The sequence below is a fragment of the Flavobacterium omnivorum genome (assembly GCF_900099915.1).
In the GTDB taxonomy this organism is placed as follows: Bacteria; Bacteroidota; Bacteroidia; order Flavobacteriales; family Flavobacteriaceae; genus Flavobacterium; species Flavobacterium omnivorum.
The window spans coordinates 1-16,076 of the sequence record NZ_FNDB01000032.1 but is presented as its reverse complement, the minus strand read 5'-3'; the positions used below and the strand labels follow the sequence as shown (position 1 = coordinate 16,076).

Sequence of the window (16,076 nt, the reverse complement as noted above, 5' to 3'; positions counted from 1 at the left end):
TTCTGTTTCTCTAGAAGTTTTACTTTGGCTTCAAGTTCCATTATCTTTTGTTCTGGCGACTTTGACATAGTAAATGGTGTTTGGTTTTCCCAATCAAAGTTACCGAATTTTCTAAGCCATTTAACAACAGTTGATCTATTTTGAATGCCATAAGTCTTTGTGGATTCTGTAACTGTAAGTTGTCCTCGTTCAATTTCTTGAACAATTTGTAATTTAAAAGACATTGAATAATCTTTTTGAGTCCGCTTCACATAGCGTGTTTCTTCATGTTTTTCCATTAGGATACTTTTTGTGTATCGCTATTTCAGGACGGGACATACAGATGAAATAAAAGGGTTTGACTCCAAAGTCAAACCCTTTTATTTTAGAACGAAACACAAGGTTTTAGTTAAATCCAGTTACTTCATAAGTTCCGTTATTGATGGTATGCAGTAGCACACCATTATCATAAACTTGCATGTTTGTTTCACCTCTAGTTACTTTTAGACCGTTAATAGTAACCTGTTCTTTAATGGTATAACTCCCTGATGTTTGAAATTTTTTTCCAATCTTGGGGACGAATCCATAGTAATTGAGTAGCTCTAAAAATCCCAACGTATTGCTCTAGATCAATTCTATTCTCTAACGTGTTTTGATCAAAAGTATAGGTTCCTTTATCCAGATTCCATAAATCTACTTTCGATTTAATAATGGCTCGGTATCCGTTATTTGAAAAAAATCGAAAATTATACTGGTTTGCTGCTAAATTAGGATCATGTGATCCAGCGTTGAAGTTAGTAGCAAAAGTTAGATTATTTGTTTCAAAATGTAAATCACTAATAAAACTAGTACATGTTGTTGCTTTTACTTTGTTAGAGATGATTTTTCCATTAATTTTTTTTCTTTTTTGAGGAACGTCCAACAAGGGAGTATTTGTCTCAACTTTTACTAATTCTCCTGAAAAATTAAAACTTAGATTTTTGCTTGACTCGTCATAAACAAAGTTGTCAACAGTAAATAGTCCTTTAAGGTTAAAATCTGGAGTGTCAAATGGACTAGTGCTTTCGCCAAATCTAGTATAACTTACTTTTCTAAGGATCCCTTTTTTAGTTATCGCTAATTCAAAAATAAAATGAGGTTCGTTTTTTCCCTTATCATAAATGAGTGAAACGAAAATAGTATTACAATTTTCATTGACGACAAATGATTCATTTACGATTTTGAATTTTTCATTCTCAATTTGAAGATCAATAGATTGTTCAATGACTTTGTTAGTTATTTCATCTTTGTCGCAAGACAAAAACAGTATAAAGAAATACGGGATTAAAATTTTAACTGAAAATTTCATAAGGTTATTGTTAGGTAAGGGTATCTTTATTTTTGTGCCTACCATTGAACTTGAATTGGTCTTACTTGAAACTCTACTTTACCAGTATAATATGTTCTTGTAGCAAATTGCCCAGTATTAGGATTTTTATTTACTACATTATCGTAAAAAGGAATTACAGAGTCGAATAAATTGTTGCTTTTCGTTGTTTTTTTGACGATATAATCATTTGATTTTGATTCTTCAATTGACGCTCCATATTTCGTGCCCACTTTAACAACCTCAAAAATTGTCCCGCTTAATTCGGTAGAAAAGTTAGCATTGAATTTTGAACTTATTGATTGTTTAGTTTCAATTATTAATGGATCATCAACTTCTTCAAAAGAAAATTTCCATTCATTTGAAAATCTATTTAAATCCCACGTTTGAAATTCTAACACTGTACCGTAATTATTATTCAAAAAATTTATAGTTTTTAAGCCAATTATAGTTGTACGAATGTAAGTTTTTTTGAAAGGCCAATTAAATCTGCTGTATGCTTCATATTTTAATTCAAATAAATCAGACGGTTTAGCAAAAAAGCCTTTTTTATCTGATTCACCAGTGTTTGATGCTTTTGATCCATAAAAGCAATAAATCATAAATTCAAATTGTCCGTCTGTCCATCCGGAGGAGCTATTGAGTCTATAATCAGTTACTTGTTTTGGGTCATCTGTGTTTGAAATAGTATTAAATGCTCCTTGTGCATCATTTCCCGACATTTTGAAAGAGGTTATGTATTCTCTATACTTCCCACCACTAATTGCTCCTTTTTGCTTGCTAGGAGTCAATCCATAATAGATGTTGTCTCTTTGCCAACCCTCTGATGCAGTACCTTCCCAAACATTGTAAGCATCCTTTAAAAATTGACTTTAGCACCATCATTTTTTATGTTGGAAAATAGCAAAATTACTGAACATTTCTATTCGATTTGCTACATAACAAGTAACAATCATTACGTTATAATTTTACTCTTAAAGTAGGTAATATAGCTATGGTTTCAACACCATTTAATGAATAATAGAACTTGCTTTTTAAACCAAGTTCAGCATAACTATTGAGTTTGAAATAATATTCTAAAGATCCAAATAAACCCAAATTGTCTGCTCGATTTTTTTCGTTTATTAACACAAACACAGTATTGTTATCAATATTAGTAATATCGCTTCTGTTCATATTTTCAATAAAATAGTATGCTCCAAGCGTAAACTGCAAATTGTTTTTAAAAACGGTTCTAAAATGAACATCATAAAAGTCTTTGGTATGAATGTTTCTATAGTTTTGTAAAACCAAACCAGTATTGGTTGAAGTAAGTATTACACCATCATCTATATTTTTTGCATGCTGTAACCTAGAATAACCTAATCCAATGTAGCGGTCTTTAGGTAATTTAAAATCAAAATTTATTTCATAAAACGAGCCAATATTTGGCAATTCAAAAGGTACGGGATCATCTAAAAAGGATTTGGAGTACTCGATGTAGGATAGACCATAAGAGAACGAAATTTCAATTTTTTGTTCTTTGTTTTCTTGAGCAAATAAAGAAGTTGAAAGAAAAAATATAGTTAATAGTAGTCTATTTTTCATAGGATTAGATTTTATAAGTAACTGTTTTTTAATTTTAATGAATGTTTTATTGAATCATTTTTCTAAAAATAATTTTATGATAATTAGAATCTTTTACCAATATTTAAAGTAAGGTTATAGTGGTTAGGATACACCGGAATTGAGTTAATTTTTTTTTCGCCAATAGGCATTAAATAGTACGGACTGATACCAACAAAGTAATTCTTATAAAATGTACATTGAAATTGTAATCCTAAGGTATAATAAAAAGTATTTAAATTACCTGAAGTGGTTCCATTTTCATAAGTAAGTATCTGTCCATTATTAAAATCATAAGTCCAATTTTTTACATCATGCGCTCTAGAATATGAAAACAAATAGCCAGCACCTAAATTAAAATTAAATAAAAACCGATCATTATTAACAAATAGATAATCTATCTTAGTTCCTACAGTAACAGTATTTATTTTTGACCAAAGCGAATTAAAATATACACCTGAGTAGGTTTGATCCATTAAATAATTATCGACTGCTGTTGCATCATCAAAAAAACGAGGAAAATCATTACTTTGATTGTATTCTAAATACAAATCAAATGCAAAAGACTGAGAAAATCTATTTTGATAATTTAAACCTAGTGAAAAATTATTTAAGTTGCTTTCTTTATCAGGAAACCAAGGTTTGCCAATTGACACATAAACGCTTTCGTTTTGAGCAGATGAGATTGTAAAAATAAAGATAAATAAAACTGTAAAATTTTTTTTCATAACAACATAAATGTAGATGCTGTACCAAAGATACAGCATCTAATTAATAATTAAAGGTCGGTATAATAGTGTTTAAAGTAGTAATCTACAATGCCATTTTTCTTCACATTATAATCCACACCACCATCACTGACTGTTTCACCAGTAGCGCCAAGACCTACAATAGTTGCTAAAACAATTCTACGTGAGATTTCTGCATTTGTCCTAAACTTTGCATTACCGACTGAAACATTAATTTTAGCTGAACCGCTTGCCTCGGCATTTGGTTTAATTTTACCATCTTCAAGTTTAAAACCTGACTTCATGGAAAGTTCAAAAGATGCTGTAGCCTTCAAGTTATGTATGGAAAAAATAGCGAAATCCTGTGTATTTTCGCTCATGTTCCAATCTTGGTCAAATTCAGCACCAAAATCAACCCAATTTTTATCTTTGACATGTTTTCTTTTACATCTGAATTCTTTTACAATATAATCTTTGGGAGAAGCTGTTATTGTGCCATCTGCGTTTTGTGTGACAGAACCATCAGTTGTGCCGCGGTAAAATCTCAACTTTTGATGTGTGCCACCAAACCCCATGTAACCAGTTCCATTTATTCTTATTCTTGGGATATAGGAACTGATACCATCTGTTTCGGGAATATTATTATGATTGGTATTTGTTGTCAGTAATGTTGTTGTTGGTATTGTATTGTTATTATTAGTAAATCCACTAGGATTGTAAACCATGAATTGATTCTCACTAGTTATCAGTTCATTATTTTGGTCTAAAGGTGTAGGTAACAGTTCTATAAAATTACAAGGTCTACCAGCAATATCACATGGATCTATAGGTACGATTACATAAACGGGATTGTTATCTAAAAAATTGTTATCAAGATTATTAATAATTTCATAATCACTGTAGCCTGTATTAAATTGAAATCCGATGTTTGTTTGCGAATTGTTTAGCGGATCGAATGAAACATAATATTCTTGTGCATTTTGATCATCATTTTCATATTCAGGATCAAATGGAAAAAAAATTTGTAATTCCTGTGAAACAAGAAGATTAGTTAATTCATCTGCAATAAACGCTGTAGATCTAAAATTGTTCTTAGAAGTTAAGTTTTTGTCCAAAATTTCTTTAATTGTTTTATAATCATTAGAATTATTTTCAAACTCTTTTCTTAAAGCATTTTTAAAAATATTTTGCTTTCTTAAATTATTTATTTGGTTTTTGAACGTAGCTTGTTCATTTTTTCTTAAACCTTCTTCTTGTTCAAGTAAGTATGCAAAAGATACAATATTTGCATCTTTGTCAACTTCTTTCATTTTGTTATTTAAAGCGTTTTTGACTTCAGAGTCAGTTAATAACTTGCCTAACAAAATAGCAGTTTCTTGTACTAACTTCTGTTTTGAATTTAAATTTGTTTTTTCTAGTGTTTCACTATTGTTTTTAGTAGAACAACTGATTACCAAGAGGCAGAAGGAAAGTAGGAATATACTTTTTCTCATTATAAATTTTGTTCTCATTTAAGATTGTTTTAATTGTTTTAAATTGATAAAATTTAGAAAAGTAGCTACAATATCATATTAGAAAAAAAACTTAATTCTAAATAACGTCTTACTAAGAACTTATTTGTTTTTCTTGACTCCAAAACTACCCTCATATATTTTAACATACAAACACTTGTTATCGGAATTCACGGAATTCCGTGTCTTAATTCCGTGAATATTTTTTTAAAATACCTGAACATCAATAATTTGAAAACATGATTTTTTCTATGAATTTAAGCTATAAGCTCTAATTTTAGGTGTTGCGCGATAAATGACACTTATTAAACTTCAAAATTTTCAATTAGATTTCTCAAAAATTTACCCTATCATCACTTTCAATCTCATTCCTTTTTCTCTAATTTTACATTTTTGAAAAGCAAATATGAAATTAGAAATTAGAGAACTGACCACTAAACAGGAAATGTTAGCTCAATATGAAGTTATGCTACATTTATATACGAATTTCACTTTAGACAAATACGATGCGTATCTCACAGAGATGATCCCACACAACTACAAGCAAATTGCCGTTTTTGAAGGTGATGTATGTGTTGGGCTCTCTGGATTGTGGTCAGGAACTAAACTCTGGTCTGGCAAGTATTTAGAAATTGATAATTTTATTGTACACCCAGATCACCGCAAAAAAGGAATTGGCAAAATGTTGACGGATTATGTTGATGTATTGGCGAAGGAAACTGGTTGTACCATGATCGTTTTAGATGCCTTTACCGGAAATTTCACCGCACATCGCTTTTATTACAATCAAGGGTATATCCCAAAAGGATTTCACTTTCTTAAAATTTTAAACGAAGAAGGACTAAGTTAAATAGAAAATTATGAAAGGATATAAAATAATTTTTTTCTCTGTGATTACCGCTATCAGCCTTGCTTTTTGTGCTATGAAACAAGAACTTCAAACGGAATTCCCTCAAGAAATTCAATCAGTATTCTACCAAAAAGTTAAAAAAGGTACGGAAAGCAGCGTGATCAATTTTTATATCGAATTCAAAAAACCGCTTGCGGCAAACATCAAATTGGAGAAAATCTATTTTCACAATCAAGAATCTCCCGTTCAAGAAATTACACCAAAAGACTTTAAATCTTCATTTTTACAAAGCAATAAAAAAGAAGATTTGATTATGGATAAAAATCCTGCCAAAGAATATGGCAATAAAGCACCGGTCGTTCAAAAATCTAAATTTGATTTAAAATCCAATGAAGCAGTTTTGGAATATACGAAAGACGGTAAAACCCTTTTTTATAAAATAGCGAATGTCCTAGAAAAGCCATTACGATAATTCCGCGTTAGAAAAGCTTTTGTAATTGATTGTTCTCTTTCAAAACAAACATTCACTTCATCGGTTTAAACCAAAGAATTAGTTATTTTTGTTTCCTTAATTTTAATAAAGACACCATTTTGGGATTATATAAAAATCTTTTTAAACAGACCGCCATTTACGGATTAGCAACTGTCGTCCCACGAATGTTTAGTTTTTTATTGGTACCATTATACACGGATTTACTCCCAAAAGCGGAATACGGAAAACTTTCTGTCATTTTTGCTGGAATGATTTTCTTTAATGTCATTCTTTCTTATGGAATGGAAACCGCTTTTTTTAGATTTTACAACAAAGAAACCAACAAGAATTCAGTAGTTGAAACTACATCTGTTTCCATTTTTTGGACTTCTATTGCGTTTTTATTTATAGCATTATTATTCCGAAACGCGATATCTAGTTGGGCTAAAATAGACGAACAATACATCAGCTACACCATTTGGATTTTAGTGCTCGACGCTTTGGTAATAGTTCCATTCTCAAAATTAAGAGTCAATCAGCAACCGGTAAAATATGCGATAATCAAAATAGGAAATGTAGCCGTCAATCTGTTTTTGAACCTTTTCTTTTTAAGTTATTTACCCGCGATTGCAGAATCAAATCCAGACAGTATTTTACGTTCTTTATATCTGGAAGATTTTCAGATTGGCTATATTTTTGTGTCCAATATCATTGCCAGCTTGCTTACATTTATACTACTGTCTCCCAATTATTTCAAACTAAAATGGCACTTTGATTATTCGCTTTGGAAACGCATGATGCAATATGGTATGCCTATTATGGTGGCCGGAATCGCATTTGCCATCAACGAACAGTTTGATAAAATTTTATTGAGCCGTTTATTACCTTCAGATATTGCCGACGGGGAAGTAGGAGTATATAACGCCTGTTACAAACTTGGTTTGTTCATGGTTTTGTACCGTACGGCCTATACATTAGGAATTGAACCTTTCTTTTTTAGCCATGCTGATAGTGAGGATGCACCGCAAACGTATGCTACTATTACCAAATATTTTGTCATTTTTGGGTCTTTTATATTATTGTCGGTGATCGTTTTTGCAGATGTATTAAAAGTCATTATGATTCGGGATGAGTCCTATTGGGAAGCCATGAAAGTAGTACCGCTGATTATTCTGGCCAATTTTTTCTTAGGGATTTATACCAATCTTTCGGTTTGGTACAAACTAATAGACAAAACCCATATTGGTGCCTATATTTCCATTGTAGGAGCAGTAATTACACTGGTGTTAAATTACCTGCTGATCCCAACAATGAGTTATTATGGGTCGGCAATTGCTACTATTGCGGCGTACGGAAGCATGATGTTTATCTCTTATTATTTCGGAAATAAATATTATCCTATACCGTATGATATCTACAAAATTGGCATGTACCTATTGATTTCAGTAGGATTTTCGGCAGTTTCCTTTTATGGTTTCAGAGAGAATTATTACGTAGGAATCACGTTATTACTGGCGTTTATGTATTTTATATACTACAATGAAAAAGAGTTATTAATCAAAATGTTGAACCGAAAAAAGTAGGGACAAGTCGCGACTAGTCCCTACTACATAATATCAAAAAAAACAATGACAATAAACATCATCAACAAATCACAACATGCCTTACCTAACTATGAAACCATAGCTTCGGCAGGAATGGACTTACGAGCCAACTTATCGGAATCCATAACACTAAAAGCATTGGGAAGAGCCATCGTAAAAACAGGTCTCTTCATCGAATTACCCATAGGTTTCGAAGCGCAAGTGCGTCCAAGAAGCGGTCTAGCCGCCAAAAACGGAATTACAGTCCTGAATGCTCCCGGAACAGTAGATGCCGATTATCGCGGCGAAATTGGAGTTATTTTAGTAAATTTATCCAATGAAGATTTCGTTATCCAAAACGGAGAACGCATTGCCCAGCTTATCATCGCAAAACACGAACGTGCGGAGTGGATTCAAGTACAGGAATTGACAGAAACCTCTAGAGGTGAAGGCGGTTTTGGAAGTACTGGAGTGAAATAAATTAATTTAATAATTCAAAGATTGAATAATTGAAAAATTTTTGATTTTAATTTTTCAATCTTTTAATACCAAAGAAAATGAAAATAATTGTCCCAATGGCCGGTCGTGGATCACGCCTTCGCCCACATACATTAACGATTCCTAAACCTTTAATTCCTGTTGCGGGTAAACCAATCGTGCATCGTCTCGTTGAAGATATTGCTGGCGTTTTGAACCAGGATATCGAAGAAGTAGCCTTTATTATTCATGAAACATTTGGTAAAAAAGTAGAAGAAGAACTACTTGCTATCGCACAAAAACTAGGTGCCAAAGGCACTATTTATTACCAAAACGAAGCTTTAGGAACCGGTCACGCCATTATGTGTGCCAAAGATTCTTTGAGCGGACCCGCAGTTATAGCTTACGCGGATACATTAATCCGGGCCGATTTCGATTTAGATAAAAATGCCGACAGCGTTATTTGGGTAAAACAAGTAGATGAACCGGAAGCTTTTGGTGTTGTAAAACTGAATGAAGCAAATGAAATAGTTGAGCTAGTAGAGAAACCGTCAACTTTTGTCTCAGATCTTGCCGTAATTGGAATCTACTATTTTAAAGATGTGGCCGTGTTGAAAAACGAATTACAATTAGTATTAGACAACAACATTATCCACGGTGGCGAATATCAGATAAATGACGGAATCAAACAAATGATGGCCAAAGGCATGACTTTTGTTCCAGGTAAAGTGGACGAATGGATGGATTGTGGTAACAAGAATGTAACTGTGGAAACTAATTCCAGAATGTTAGGATTCTTGCATAATGACGGCGCACATTTAGTCGATTTTGATGTCAAATTAGAGAATTCGACAATTATTCCGCCTTGTTATATCGGTAAAGATGTGGTTCTGACAAACGCGACGGTTGGTCCAAATGTATCTTTGGGCGATGGATGCCATGTTTCAAACAGTACGATAAAAAACAGTTTGGTACAAACCCATTCTCATATCAAAAATGCGAATTTGGACAATGCGATGATCGGAAACCATGCTAGTTTTGATGGGAAGTTCACTAGCATTAGCATCGGAGATTATTCGGTATTGGAGTAAAAGGATTCAATTAATGCACTAAGCAATAAGAATAAAACAATGTTGTATTTTTTTACCATATAAGTCATGTAAGTTTAAGTTTCAATTGTGTTAGCCTTATGTAACTTAAACAATCATAAGGTCATTTAAGGTTTAATTCTTGTATGACTTATATATTAAATAGTATTTCACTCATTTTTTAGTTTGACATTAAATAGGGCCAACTACTTTAATGCTATAATCAAAAATAAAAGTATTAATTTTAAACATACGAGTCTTGTAAGGCTATGTGGCTTCGCTTAAATGAACTATTGGTTTTACTTGAATTAATTCAAAACTTATATGACTTATATGTTTAAACAAGTATGCGACGAAATGTTATTATTTGTAATGTTAAGTGGTATTATATAATAAAGATTCAGGATTAAAAATACAGCATGAAAAAGAGTGCTTTTATAATGGTATTTCTCGTTTTGCAATGCAATTCGGCTTTGCTGTGGGCGCAAACGGAACCCGAAGAAATCAAGCTGGATACAGATCAGTTTCAAGAATTTTTTTACGAATCGTTGCTTCAAAAAGGGATTGAGAACTATGATAAAGCAATAGTAGCTTTGGATAAAGCCAATTCATTAAAACCCAACGATGCTTCCGTTTATTATGAATTGGGAAAGAATTATCTAGCCTTAAAAGAGTATAAAAGCGCCTATAATTACTTTGAAAACGCCACCAAGATTGATCCCAAAAACAAATGGTTCTGGATAGGAATGTACGACGTGAGTTATGAAACTAAAAATTTTACTCAGGGAATTACCGTTGTCAATAAGCTGATAGAATTTGATCCAAAATACAAAGAAGATCTGACCTCTTTGTATATGGGGACCAATCAGTTTGAAAAAGCGCTGGAGTTAATTCAAGAACTCAATGAAACTGTTGGGAAAACAGATCGCAGGGAATTATACAAAAGCCAAATCCTATCCGAAGGAAAGTTTCAGAACAATGAAATTTCGAATCTAGAAGGATTGATTGTTAAAAACCCACAGGGAGAGGCAAATTATATCAGTTTGATCTTTTTGTATTCCAAAAATAATGAAGATACAAAAGCTTTTGAAACCGTCAAAAAACTAGAAAAAGCAATCCCTAATTCGGAGTGGGCTCAAGTGAGTTTATTCAAAAATTATTTGGATACTAATGACGCACCAAATGCCATCAAGGCCATGAATATTGTTTTGGCTAGTGCCAAAATAGACTCGAAAATTAAACACCGGATTCTCAATGAATTTCTGATTTTTACCGATAAGAATCCGCAATTTTCGGCCGATTTAGAAAAGGCTGTCGGTTATTTTGAAAATGACACTTCTGTTGATGTTGCCAAAGAAATTGGAAAGTTTTTCCAAGCCAAAAAACAATGGGGAAAAGCCATTGTGTATTACGAAAAATCGATAAATAATGGAGTAGGTGATGTAGTTGAAACGAATTTACTTTTGCTTCAAGCGCATACAGAGTTGAAACAATTTGATGCTGTGGCTGAAAAAGCGATAACCTTAATAGAAACTTTTCCAACGCAGCCTCAGTTTTATTATTATGCTGGTTTGGCCAATAATCAGTTGCAGCAATTTAAAAAAGCGAAGGATTTTTTAGAAATGGGCATGGATTATGTAGTGGAGAATAAGGAATTGGAAATAAATTTCAATATCCAACTTGGAGAAGCGTATAACGGTTTGGGAGATTTCAAGAAAAAAGACTTGTTTTTTGCTAAAGCCAATCAATTATTAAAAGAAAAAAAATGATCAAAAAAATTTCAATACTAGTACTACTTACTGTTTTTATGGTGTCTTGTAAATCGAAAGCCATTGCCGTTGCGGCCAGTAATGAGCCAATTGCTGCGGCTGAAAAAATGTCAGCTAAAAAAATAATAGAAAATCATTACAACAATAAAAACGAATTTTCTACATTATATATTAAGTCAAGTGCCCGTTATGCAGATGATAAGCAAACGCAAAACGTAACTGCTGAAATCAAAATTAAGAAAGACGAACAAATTTTAGTAAGCATTCGTTTTCTAGGAATTACAATGGCAAAAGCCTTAATCACTCCTAAAACAGTGAGCTATTACGAAAAGATCAATGGGAACTATTTTGAAGGTGATTTCAGTAGTTTAAGCCAATGGTTGGGAACAGATTTGGATTACAATAAAATTCAAAATATGTTATTAGGACAAGCCATCGATGATTTGACTAAAGGGAAATATTTAGAAACTTTACTGGAACAAACCTATCGATTAGATGATACATCGAATGAGAACACGAAAAAATCATTCTTTTTAGATGCCGATAAATTTTTAGTTCAAAAGCAAGAAATCACGCAAACAGCCGAAGAACGAATGATTAAAGTGGCATATGCTGATAACAAAATGTACAATGAAACAACCTTGCCCTCTAGTGTTTTAATTAATACGTTTCAGAAGAAAGGAAACACCGAAATTAATCTGGAATACAACTCGGTAACTTTCAATGAAGAACTTTCTTTTCCTTATAGTGTTCCAAATGGGTACAAAAGAATTATAATTAAGTAAATTAGCAAAAATATTTTTTCGATATGCCAAAATTTCTCCTAAGCCTAATTTTTATCTGTATGACTTCCTTGCTATGGAGTCAGGAATCCCAACAAGAAAAATTAGAAGAACGTAAAGCTCAAATTCAAAAAGAAATACGAGAAAATGAAAAGTTATTACAATCGGTAAAGAGAAAAGAAAAATCCGCGGTCAACGTAGTGATCGTTCAAAGCACAAAGATCAAGCTGAAAGAAAAATTAATAAGCACTACTGAAAAGCAAACCAAATTGCTGAGTAATGACATGTATATTAACCAAGTTCAGATTAATAAATTGAAAAAAGAATTGGCTGAACTTAAGGAGGATTATTCCGAAATGATTGTGAAATCGTATAAAAGTCGATCGTCAGAAAGTAGAGCGATGTTCTTGTTGTCGTCTGAAAATTTTTTACAGGCGTACAAAAGAGCGCAGTACATGAAGCAATATACCAGCTACAGAAAGGCACAAGGGGAGGAAATAAAAACGAAGTCGAATAAGCTTACAGATTTTAATCAAAAGCTAGATGCGCAAAAAACAGCAAAGAAAAAACTGATCGCTGAAAACGAAAAAGAACGCCTATCACTCGAAAGTGAGAAAAGAGAGCAATTGAAACTCGTTAGCGTACTCAAGAAAGATAAAAATAAGATTTCTGTAGAAATTAAGAAAAGACAACAAGAATACAGAAAAATTGACAGACAAATCAATAAATTAATTCGAGAAGCAATTGCCGCAGCCAATAGAAAAGCAGCCTTGGAAAAAGCAAAAGCCAACCCAAGCGCTCCTGTTTCAAGAGCAGCAGTTTCCTCTTCAAAAATAGAATTGACTCCAGAGTCAAAACTTATTGCAGATAACTTTAGATCAAATAGAGGAAGACTGCCTTATCCTGTGGAAAAAGGATATATATCGTTAGGATACGGAAACCAAACACATCCTTTATTTAATACCATCACCGTGCACAATAGCGGTGTAGAAATCACTACAGACAGAGGAGCAAGTGCAAGAGCTGTTTTTGGCGGTGAAGTTACCAGCGTGATAGTTTTGTCACCGGTAAACAAAGCGGTTATGATACAACATGGAGATTTCTTCACCGTGTATCAAAATTTGAGTTCGGTAAATGTGAGCAAAGGGGACAAGGTGAGTATCAAGCAAAGCCTTGGTAAAGTAAGAACCAATGGCGAGACTGGAAAAACAATCATTAAGTTCCTAATCCTACAAAATACGACTTATAACAATCCTGAGGGTTGGTTGTCGCCAAGATAAAAAAAAGTAGTTTTCATAAAAAAAGCACTATCGATTCTAAGGAATGTGATGGTGTTTTTTTTAGGGCTATGTTTTTATAGTTAAGAAACTGTTTAGAACTAAAATTATCTGAGTTTTAAACGAACCTTTTCATAGGTTGTATCGCTAATTAATAGTTCGTTGCATTGATTTTATTGGATACAAAAATCAAAATTAGAAGTTGTTAAAAGTGCTATTCAGATTTAGTGAAAGAAGAATTTATCGATTTCATCATTCCTTCAGTAGACCAAGTTCCAGAAACAATAATACGCCTAATGGTATATAAAGGATCTACCGAATCTCTTTTCGTGGCCAAAATATACCCCATTTTATAATCACTCTTTTTTATTTCAGGAATCGCTGCAGTATTCCATAATCCAAACGGATAAGCAAAATCGGTTACTGGTTTTCCTATGATTTCTTCTAGTTTTGCCTTTGGTTTTACCAATTGCGTATTCCAGTCGTCTCCTGCATATTTGGTAACCATATGATGATCCCAAGTATGTGCGCCTACCACATTCCCGTCATGAGACAGGGTTTTGATTTGTTCTTTACTCATATATCCAGGACGGTTAATAGAAACAGTCATAATAAAAAACACGCCTTTGAACCCGTATTTTTTCATTTCGGCTGCGCCAATGCTGAATTGTTCTTCTCTAGTATCATCAAATGTTATCATGATCGGTTTTGCGGGCAATGGACCATCAAAAACCAAATAATTATACAGTTGTTCTGGTAAAATGGTTTCGTATCCAGCATCGGCTAAGGCTTTCATTTGTTGGGCAAAAGCCGGCGGTTTTACAGTGTACACTTTTATATTTCCACTTGCACTCGCACTAAAATCCCTAATGTTATGGTAACATAAAATAGGCACTTCTTTTCTCGAAAGAATGGTCGTTGCATCAGCAGCTACTTTTTGGGGTACTACAACTTTTGCGGGAGCAGCAACCACCGGAACTTCAGGTATTATTTTACGGGGTTCTGATTGACATCCTATCAATAAAAAAAATCCAAGGTAAAAACAAAAAAGAAGATTTTTCATAAATTAAATTATTGGTACTGAATGTAAATTGGTTTCGGAGTAAACTTCACTAATTCTTCTGGGCTATACATTTTCCAGTCGTTTTTATTGTCATTTTTATAAAACAATTTAAAACCAGTAAACTGAACGGGTTCTCTGTATATATAAGCCTTGTAAGAATCTTTTTTTAGTACTTTACTTCCAAAACCATCCATATCCATTACGATTTGCACCTCAGGAACTTTTTTGATTTCTTTATAGTTTTTTACCATTCCTTGTGTAAATCGGTGTATTACCAATACTTTTGGAGTCAACTTGTTTTTGCGTACAATGTCTGCCAGAATGTCTATCGCATCATTGATGTCAGCCGCCGTAAAATGCCCAATTTTTGACCCTGGACGTTCTCCGCCTTTCATAGAAAATTCAGGATCAATCCCAAGATGCACATTCGGCATAGCAAGGTATTTTTTTAGTTCGGTTACCTCAGATTTAACCGTGCTATGTCCTACTTGAATATCCAAAAACACTAAAGCATTGATTGGTTTTGCCCAGCTGATAATTGTGTCTATCTGTTTAAAAGGCATTCGTAAGCGATGCATATTATTTTTTCCAGGTTCGCCCTGAGCGGTAACTGCGATGTAATGTAAAGCTGGAATTGCTTTCACCGTTGAGTCGGCTGCTTGCCATTTAGCTACTTCGCCTTGTAGTTTTGCCAACATTTCTTTTCGAGGAAGTTCCCCCAATATTCCCATTCTGGTGGAGTATAAATTCCCGTAATACGCTATTATCCTATTGTATGGCAAAAGTGCTCCTGGCAAGGGATAAGGCGTTTTTACAGGCCATCGACCTGTTGTGTCATTATTGCTTAACGCAATCATTCTTTTATTGTAATCCACCGTGTCAATGGTAAGAGTTGACGTTTTCTCTATCGAATCCACTACTTTTACGGTTGCCGTTTCCTCTGTTTCGTTTTCAGCATCAGCTGCTTTGCCACGATTGCAGGCTAAAGTACTTAACAACAATAAGGGAAGTGTGATAAATGCAATTGTTGATTTTTTCATAGGTAGATAATGTTGATTTTAAGATAAAAGAGGAAGGCTATTTAAGTTTGTTTTAATGCTTGATCGTATTGCAAAGATATGTTTTTTAAAGAACGTCTTTTCTACTAAAGTAGTGCCTTGCAGCGGTATTTTTTATATAATTTACCATTGTTGTCCGATAAAAATAATCGGAACGTTATTTTTTCTTTGTTTTTCAAGGCTTGACGAGGTTTAAACCTAGTTCAGCTTGTTTTTGACTACTTTCCTGAGAATTCGATGTACTAAAAAATATAATTTTTGGTTTCTTCTATCGAATTTTATCCGGTTGCTAAATAATCATCAAACAAACCCAATTGCCCATCGCTTTTGGTATTTAATTCCCAGTCTTTTTCAGGGCTTTCTAAAAATTTAGTTAGATGAATATAATTGAATAAATGAATTCTACAAAAACTAACTAAATTGGAAAAAGACCATTGTCTTTTCAAACTTTTCTTTATTACTCCCATC

General features: G+C 33.1%; 15 protein-coding genes and 2 pseudogenes. 8 read left to right on the top strand and 9 right to left on the bottom strand.

What is annotated here, in order from left to right:
• From BLS90_RS16440 to BLS90_RS16415, 6 genes and pseudogenes are all read right to left on the bottom strand, one after another.
• Positions 1 to 278 (bottom strand): annotated as a pseudogene (locus BLS90_RS16440) (helix-turn-helix domain-containing protein); the annotation flags it as partial.
• Between the two features lie 230 nt (positions 279 to 508).
• Complete coding sequence (locus tag BLS90_RS16435) at positions 509 to 1,327, bottom strand: hypothetical protein (RefSeq protein ID WP_139171475.1); 819 nt, start codon at positions 1,325 to 1,327, stop codon at positions 509 to 511.
• A gap of 38 nt (positions 1,328 to 1,365) precedes the next feature.
• A complete protein-coding gene (locus BLS90_RS16430) occupies positions 1,366 to 2,136 on the bottom strand; it encodes a hypothetical protein (protein ID WP_091259562.1) in 771 nt (256 codons plus the stop codon).
• 169 nt (positions 2,137 to 2,305) lie between these two features.
• Entirely contained in the window at positions 2,306 to 2,932 is a 627-nt protein-coding gene (locus BLS90_RS16425; protein WP_091259559.1) for a hypothetical protein, read from the bottom strand.
• A gap of 83 nt (positions 2,933 to 3,015) precedes the next feature.
• Positions 3,016 to 3,678: a hypothetical protein gene (locus BLS90_RS16420; protein ID WP_091259556.1), complete on the bottom strand. Its 663-nt coding sequence runs from the start codon at positions 3,676 to 3,678 to the stop codon at positions 3,016 to 3,018.
• Positions 3,679 to 3,728: 50 nt separating this feature from the next.
• Positions 3,729 to 5,189, bottom strand: coding sequence for a hypothetical protein (locus BLS90_RS16415; protein WP_091259553.1), 1,461 nt, complete (start codon positions 5,187 to 5,189; stop codon positions 3,729 to 3,731).
• A 406-nt stretch (positions 5,190 to 5,595) separates the two neighbouring features.
• On the opposite strand from BLS90_RS16415, the gene BLS90_RS16410 reads away from it, so the two are divergent.
• The 8 genes from BLS90_RS16410 to BLS90_RS16375 all read left to right on the top strand — a co-directional run bounded on the left by BLS90_RS16410 (position 5,596) and on the right by BLS90_RS16375 (position 13,490).
• Positions 5,596 to 6,039: a GNAT family N-acetyltransferase gene (locus tag BLS90_RS16410; RefSeq protein ID WP_091259551.1), complete on the top strand. Its 444-nt coding sequence runs from the start codon at positions 5,596 to 5,598 to the stop codon at positions 6,037 to 6,039.
• Between the two features lie 10 nt (positions 6,040 to 6,049).
• Positions 6,050 to 6,511: a hypothetical protein gene (locus BLS90_RS16405; RefSeq protein ID WP_091259548.1), complete on the top strand. Its 462-nt coding sequence runs from the start codon at positions 6,050 to 6,052 to the stop codon at positions 6,509 to 6,511.
• 119 nt (positions 6,512 to 6,630) lie between these two features.
• A complete protein-coding gene (locus tag BLS90_RS16400) occupies positions 6,631 to 8,094 on the top strand; it encodes a lipopolysaccharide biosynthesis protein (protein WP_091259568.1) in 1,464 nt (487 codons plus the stop codon).
• A gap of 45 nt (positions 8,095 to 8,139) precedes the next feature.
• Positions 8,140 to 8,574: a dUTP diphosphatase gene (gene dut, locus BLS90_RS16395; RefSeq protein WP_091259546.1), complete on the top strand. Its 435-nt coding sequence runs from the start codon at positions 8,140 to 8,142 to the stop codon at positions 8,572 to 8,574.
• 77 nt (positions 8,575 to 8,651) lie between these two features.
• Positions 8,652 to 9,662, top strand: coding sequence for a sugar phosphate nucleotidyltransferase (locus BLS90_RS16390; protein WP_091259544.1), 1,011 nt, complete (start codon positions 8,652 to 8,654; stop codon positions 9,660 to 9,662).
• 416 nt (positions 9,663 to 10,078) lie between these two features.
• Positions 10,079 to 11,428, top strand: coding sequence for a tetratricopeptide repeat protein (locus BLS90_RS16385; RefSeq protein WP_091259542.1), 1,350 nt, complete (start codon positions 10,079 to 10,081; stop codon positions 11,426 to 11,428).
• A complete protein-coding gene (locus BLS90_RS16380) occupies positions 11,425 to 12,213 on the top strand; it encodes a DUF4292 domain-containing protein (RefSeq protein WP_091259541.1) in 789 nt (262 codons plus the stop codon). Before BLS90_RS16385 ends, BLS90_RS16380 begins: the two co-directional genes overlap by 4 nt.
• A gap of 59 nt (positions 12,214 to 12,272) precedes the next feature.
• Positions 12,273 to 13,490: a murein hydrolase activator EnvC family protein gene (locus tag BLS90_RS16375; protein ID WP_245705135.1), complete on the top strand. Its 1,218-nt coding sequence runs from the start codon at positions 12,273 to 12,275 to the stop codon at positions 13,488 to 13,490.
• A 211-nt stretch (positions 13,491 to 13,701) separates the two neighbouring features.
• Here BLS90_RS16375 and BLS90_RS16370 read toward each other — a convergent pair whose 3' ends face one another.
• The 3 genes and pseudogenes from BLS90_RS16370 to BLS90_RS16360 all read right to left on the bottom strand — a co-directional run.
• Positions 13,702 to 14,550 (bottom strand): polysaccharide deacetylase family protein, encoded by an 849-nt coding sequence (locus tag BLS90_RS16370; protein WP_091259538.1) that lies wholly within the window; start codon positions 14,548 to 14,550, stop codon positions 13,702 to 13,704.
• A gap of 8 nt (positions 14,551 to 14,558) precedes the next feature.
• On the bottom strand, positions 14,559 to 15,590 hold the full coding sequence (locus tag BLS90_RS16365) for a hypothetical protein (protein WP_091259536.1): 1,032 nt from the start codon (positions 15,588 to 15,590) through the stop codon (positions 14,559 to 14,561).
• 296 nt (positions 15,591 to 15,886) lie between these two features.
• Positions 15,887 to 16,076: pseudogene (locus BLS90_RS16360) on the bottom strand (IS4 family transposase); the annotation flags it as partial.

Excerpts from the sequence above, each read along its gene's own strand:
- BLS90_RS16435 (WP_139171475.1), bottom strand. The coding sequence starts at position 1,327 with ATGAAATTTTCAGTTAAAATTTTAATCCCGTATTTCTTTATACTGTTT.
- BLS90_RS16425 (WP_091259559.1), bottom strand. The coding sequence starts at position 2,932 with ATGAAAAATAGACTACTATTAACTATATTTTTTCTTTCAACTTCTTTA.
- BLS90_RS16420 (WP_091259556.1), bottom strand. The coding sequence starts at position 3,678 with ATGAAAAAAAATTTTACAGTTTTATTTATCTTTATTTTTACAATCTCA.
- BLS90_RS16415 (WP_091259553.1), bottom strand. The coding sequence starts at position 5,189 with ATGAGAACAAAATTTATAATGAGAAAAAGTATATTCCTACTTTCCTTC.
- BLS90_RS16410 (WP_091259551.1), top strand. The coding sequence starts at position 5,596 with ATGAAATTAGAAATTAGAGAACTGACCACTAAACAGGAAATGTTAGCT.
- BLS90_RS16405 (WP_091259548.1), top strand. The coding sequence starts at position 6,050 with ATGAAAGGATATAAAATAATTTTTTTCTCTGTGATTACCGCTATCAGC.
- dut (WP_091259546.1), top strand. The coding sequence starts at position 8,140 with ATGACAATAAACATCATCAACAAATCACAACATGCCTTACCTAACTAT.
- BLS90_RS16390 (WP_091259544.1), top strand. The coding sequence starts at position 8,652 with ATGAAAATAATTGTCCCAATGGCCGGTCGTGGATCACGCCTTCGCCCA.
- BLS90_RS16385 (WP_091259542.1), top strand. The coding sequence starts at position 10,079 with ATGAAAAAGAGTGCTTTTATAATGGTATTTCTCGTTTTGCAATGCAAT.
- BLS90_RS16380 (WP_091259541.1), top strand. The coding sequence starts at position 11,425 with ATGATCAAAAAAATTTCAATACTAGTACTACTTACTGTTTTTATGGTG.
- BLS90_RS16375 (WP_245705135.1), top strand. The coding sequence starts at position 12,273 with ATGACTTCCTTGCTATGGAGTCAGGAATCCCAACAAGAAAAATTAGAA.
- BLS90_RS16370 (WP_091259538.1), bottom strand. The coding sequence starts at position 14,550 with ATGAAAAATCTTCTTTTTTGTTTTTACCTTGGATTTTTTTTATTGATA.
- BLS90_RS16365 (WP_091259536.1), bottom strand. The coding sequence starts at position 15,590 with ATGAAAAAATCAACAATTGCATTTATCACACTTCCCTTATTGTTGTTA.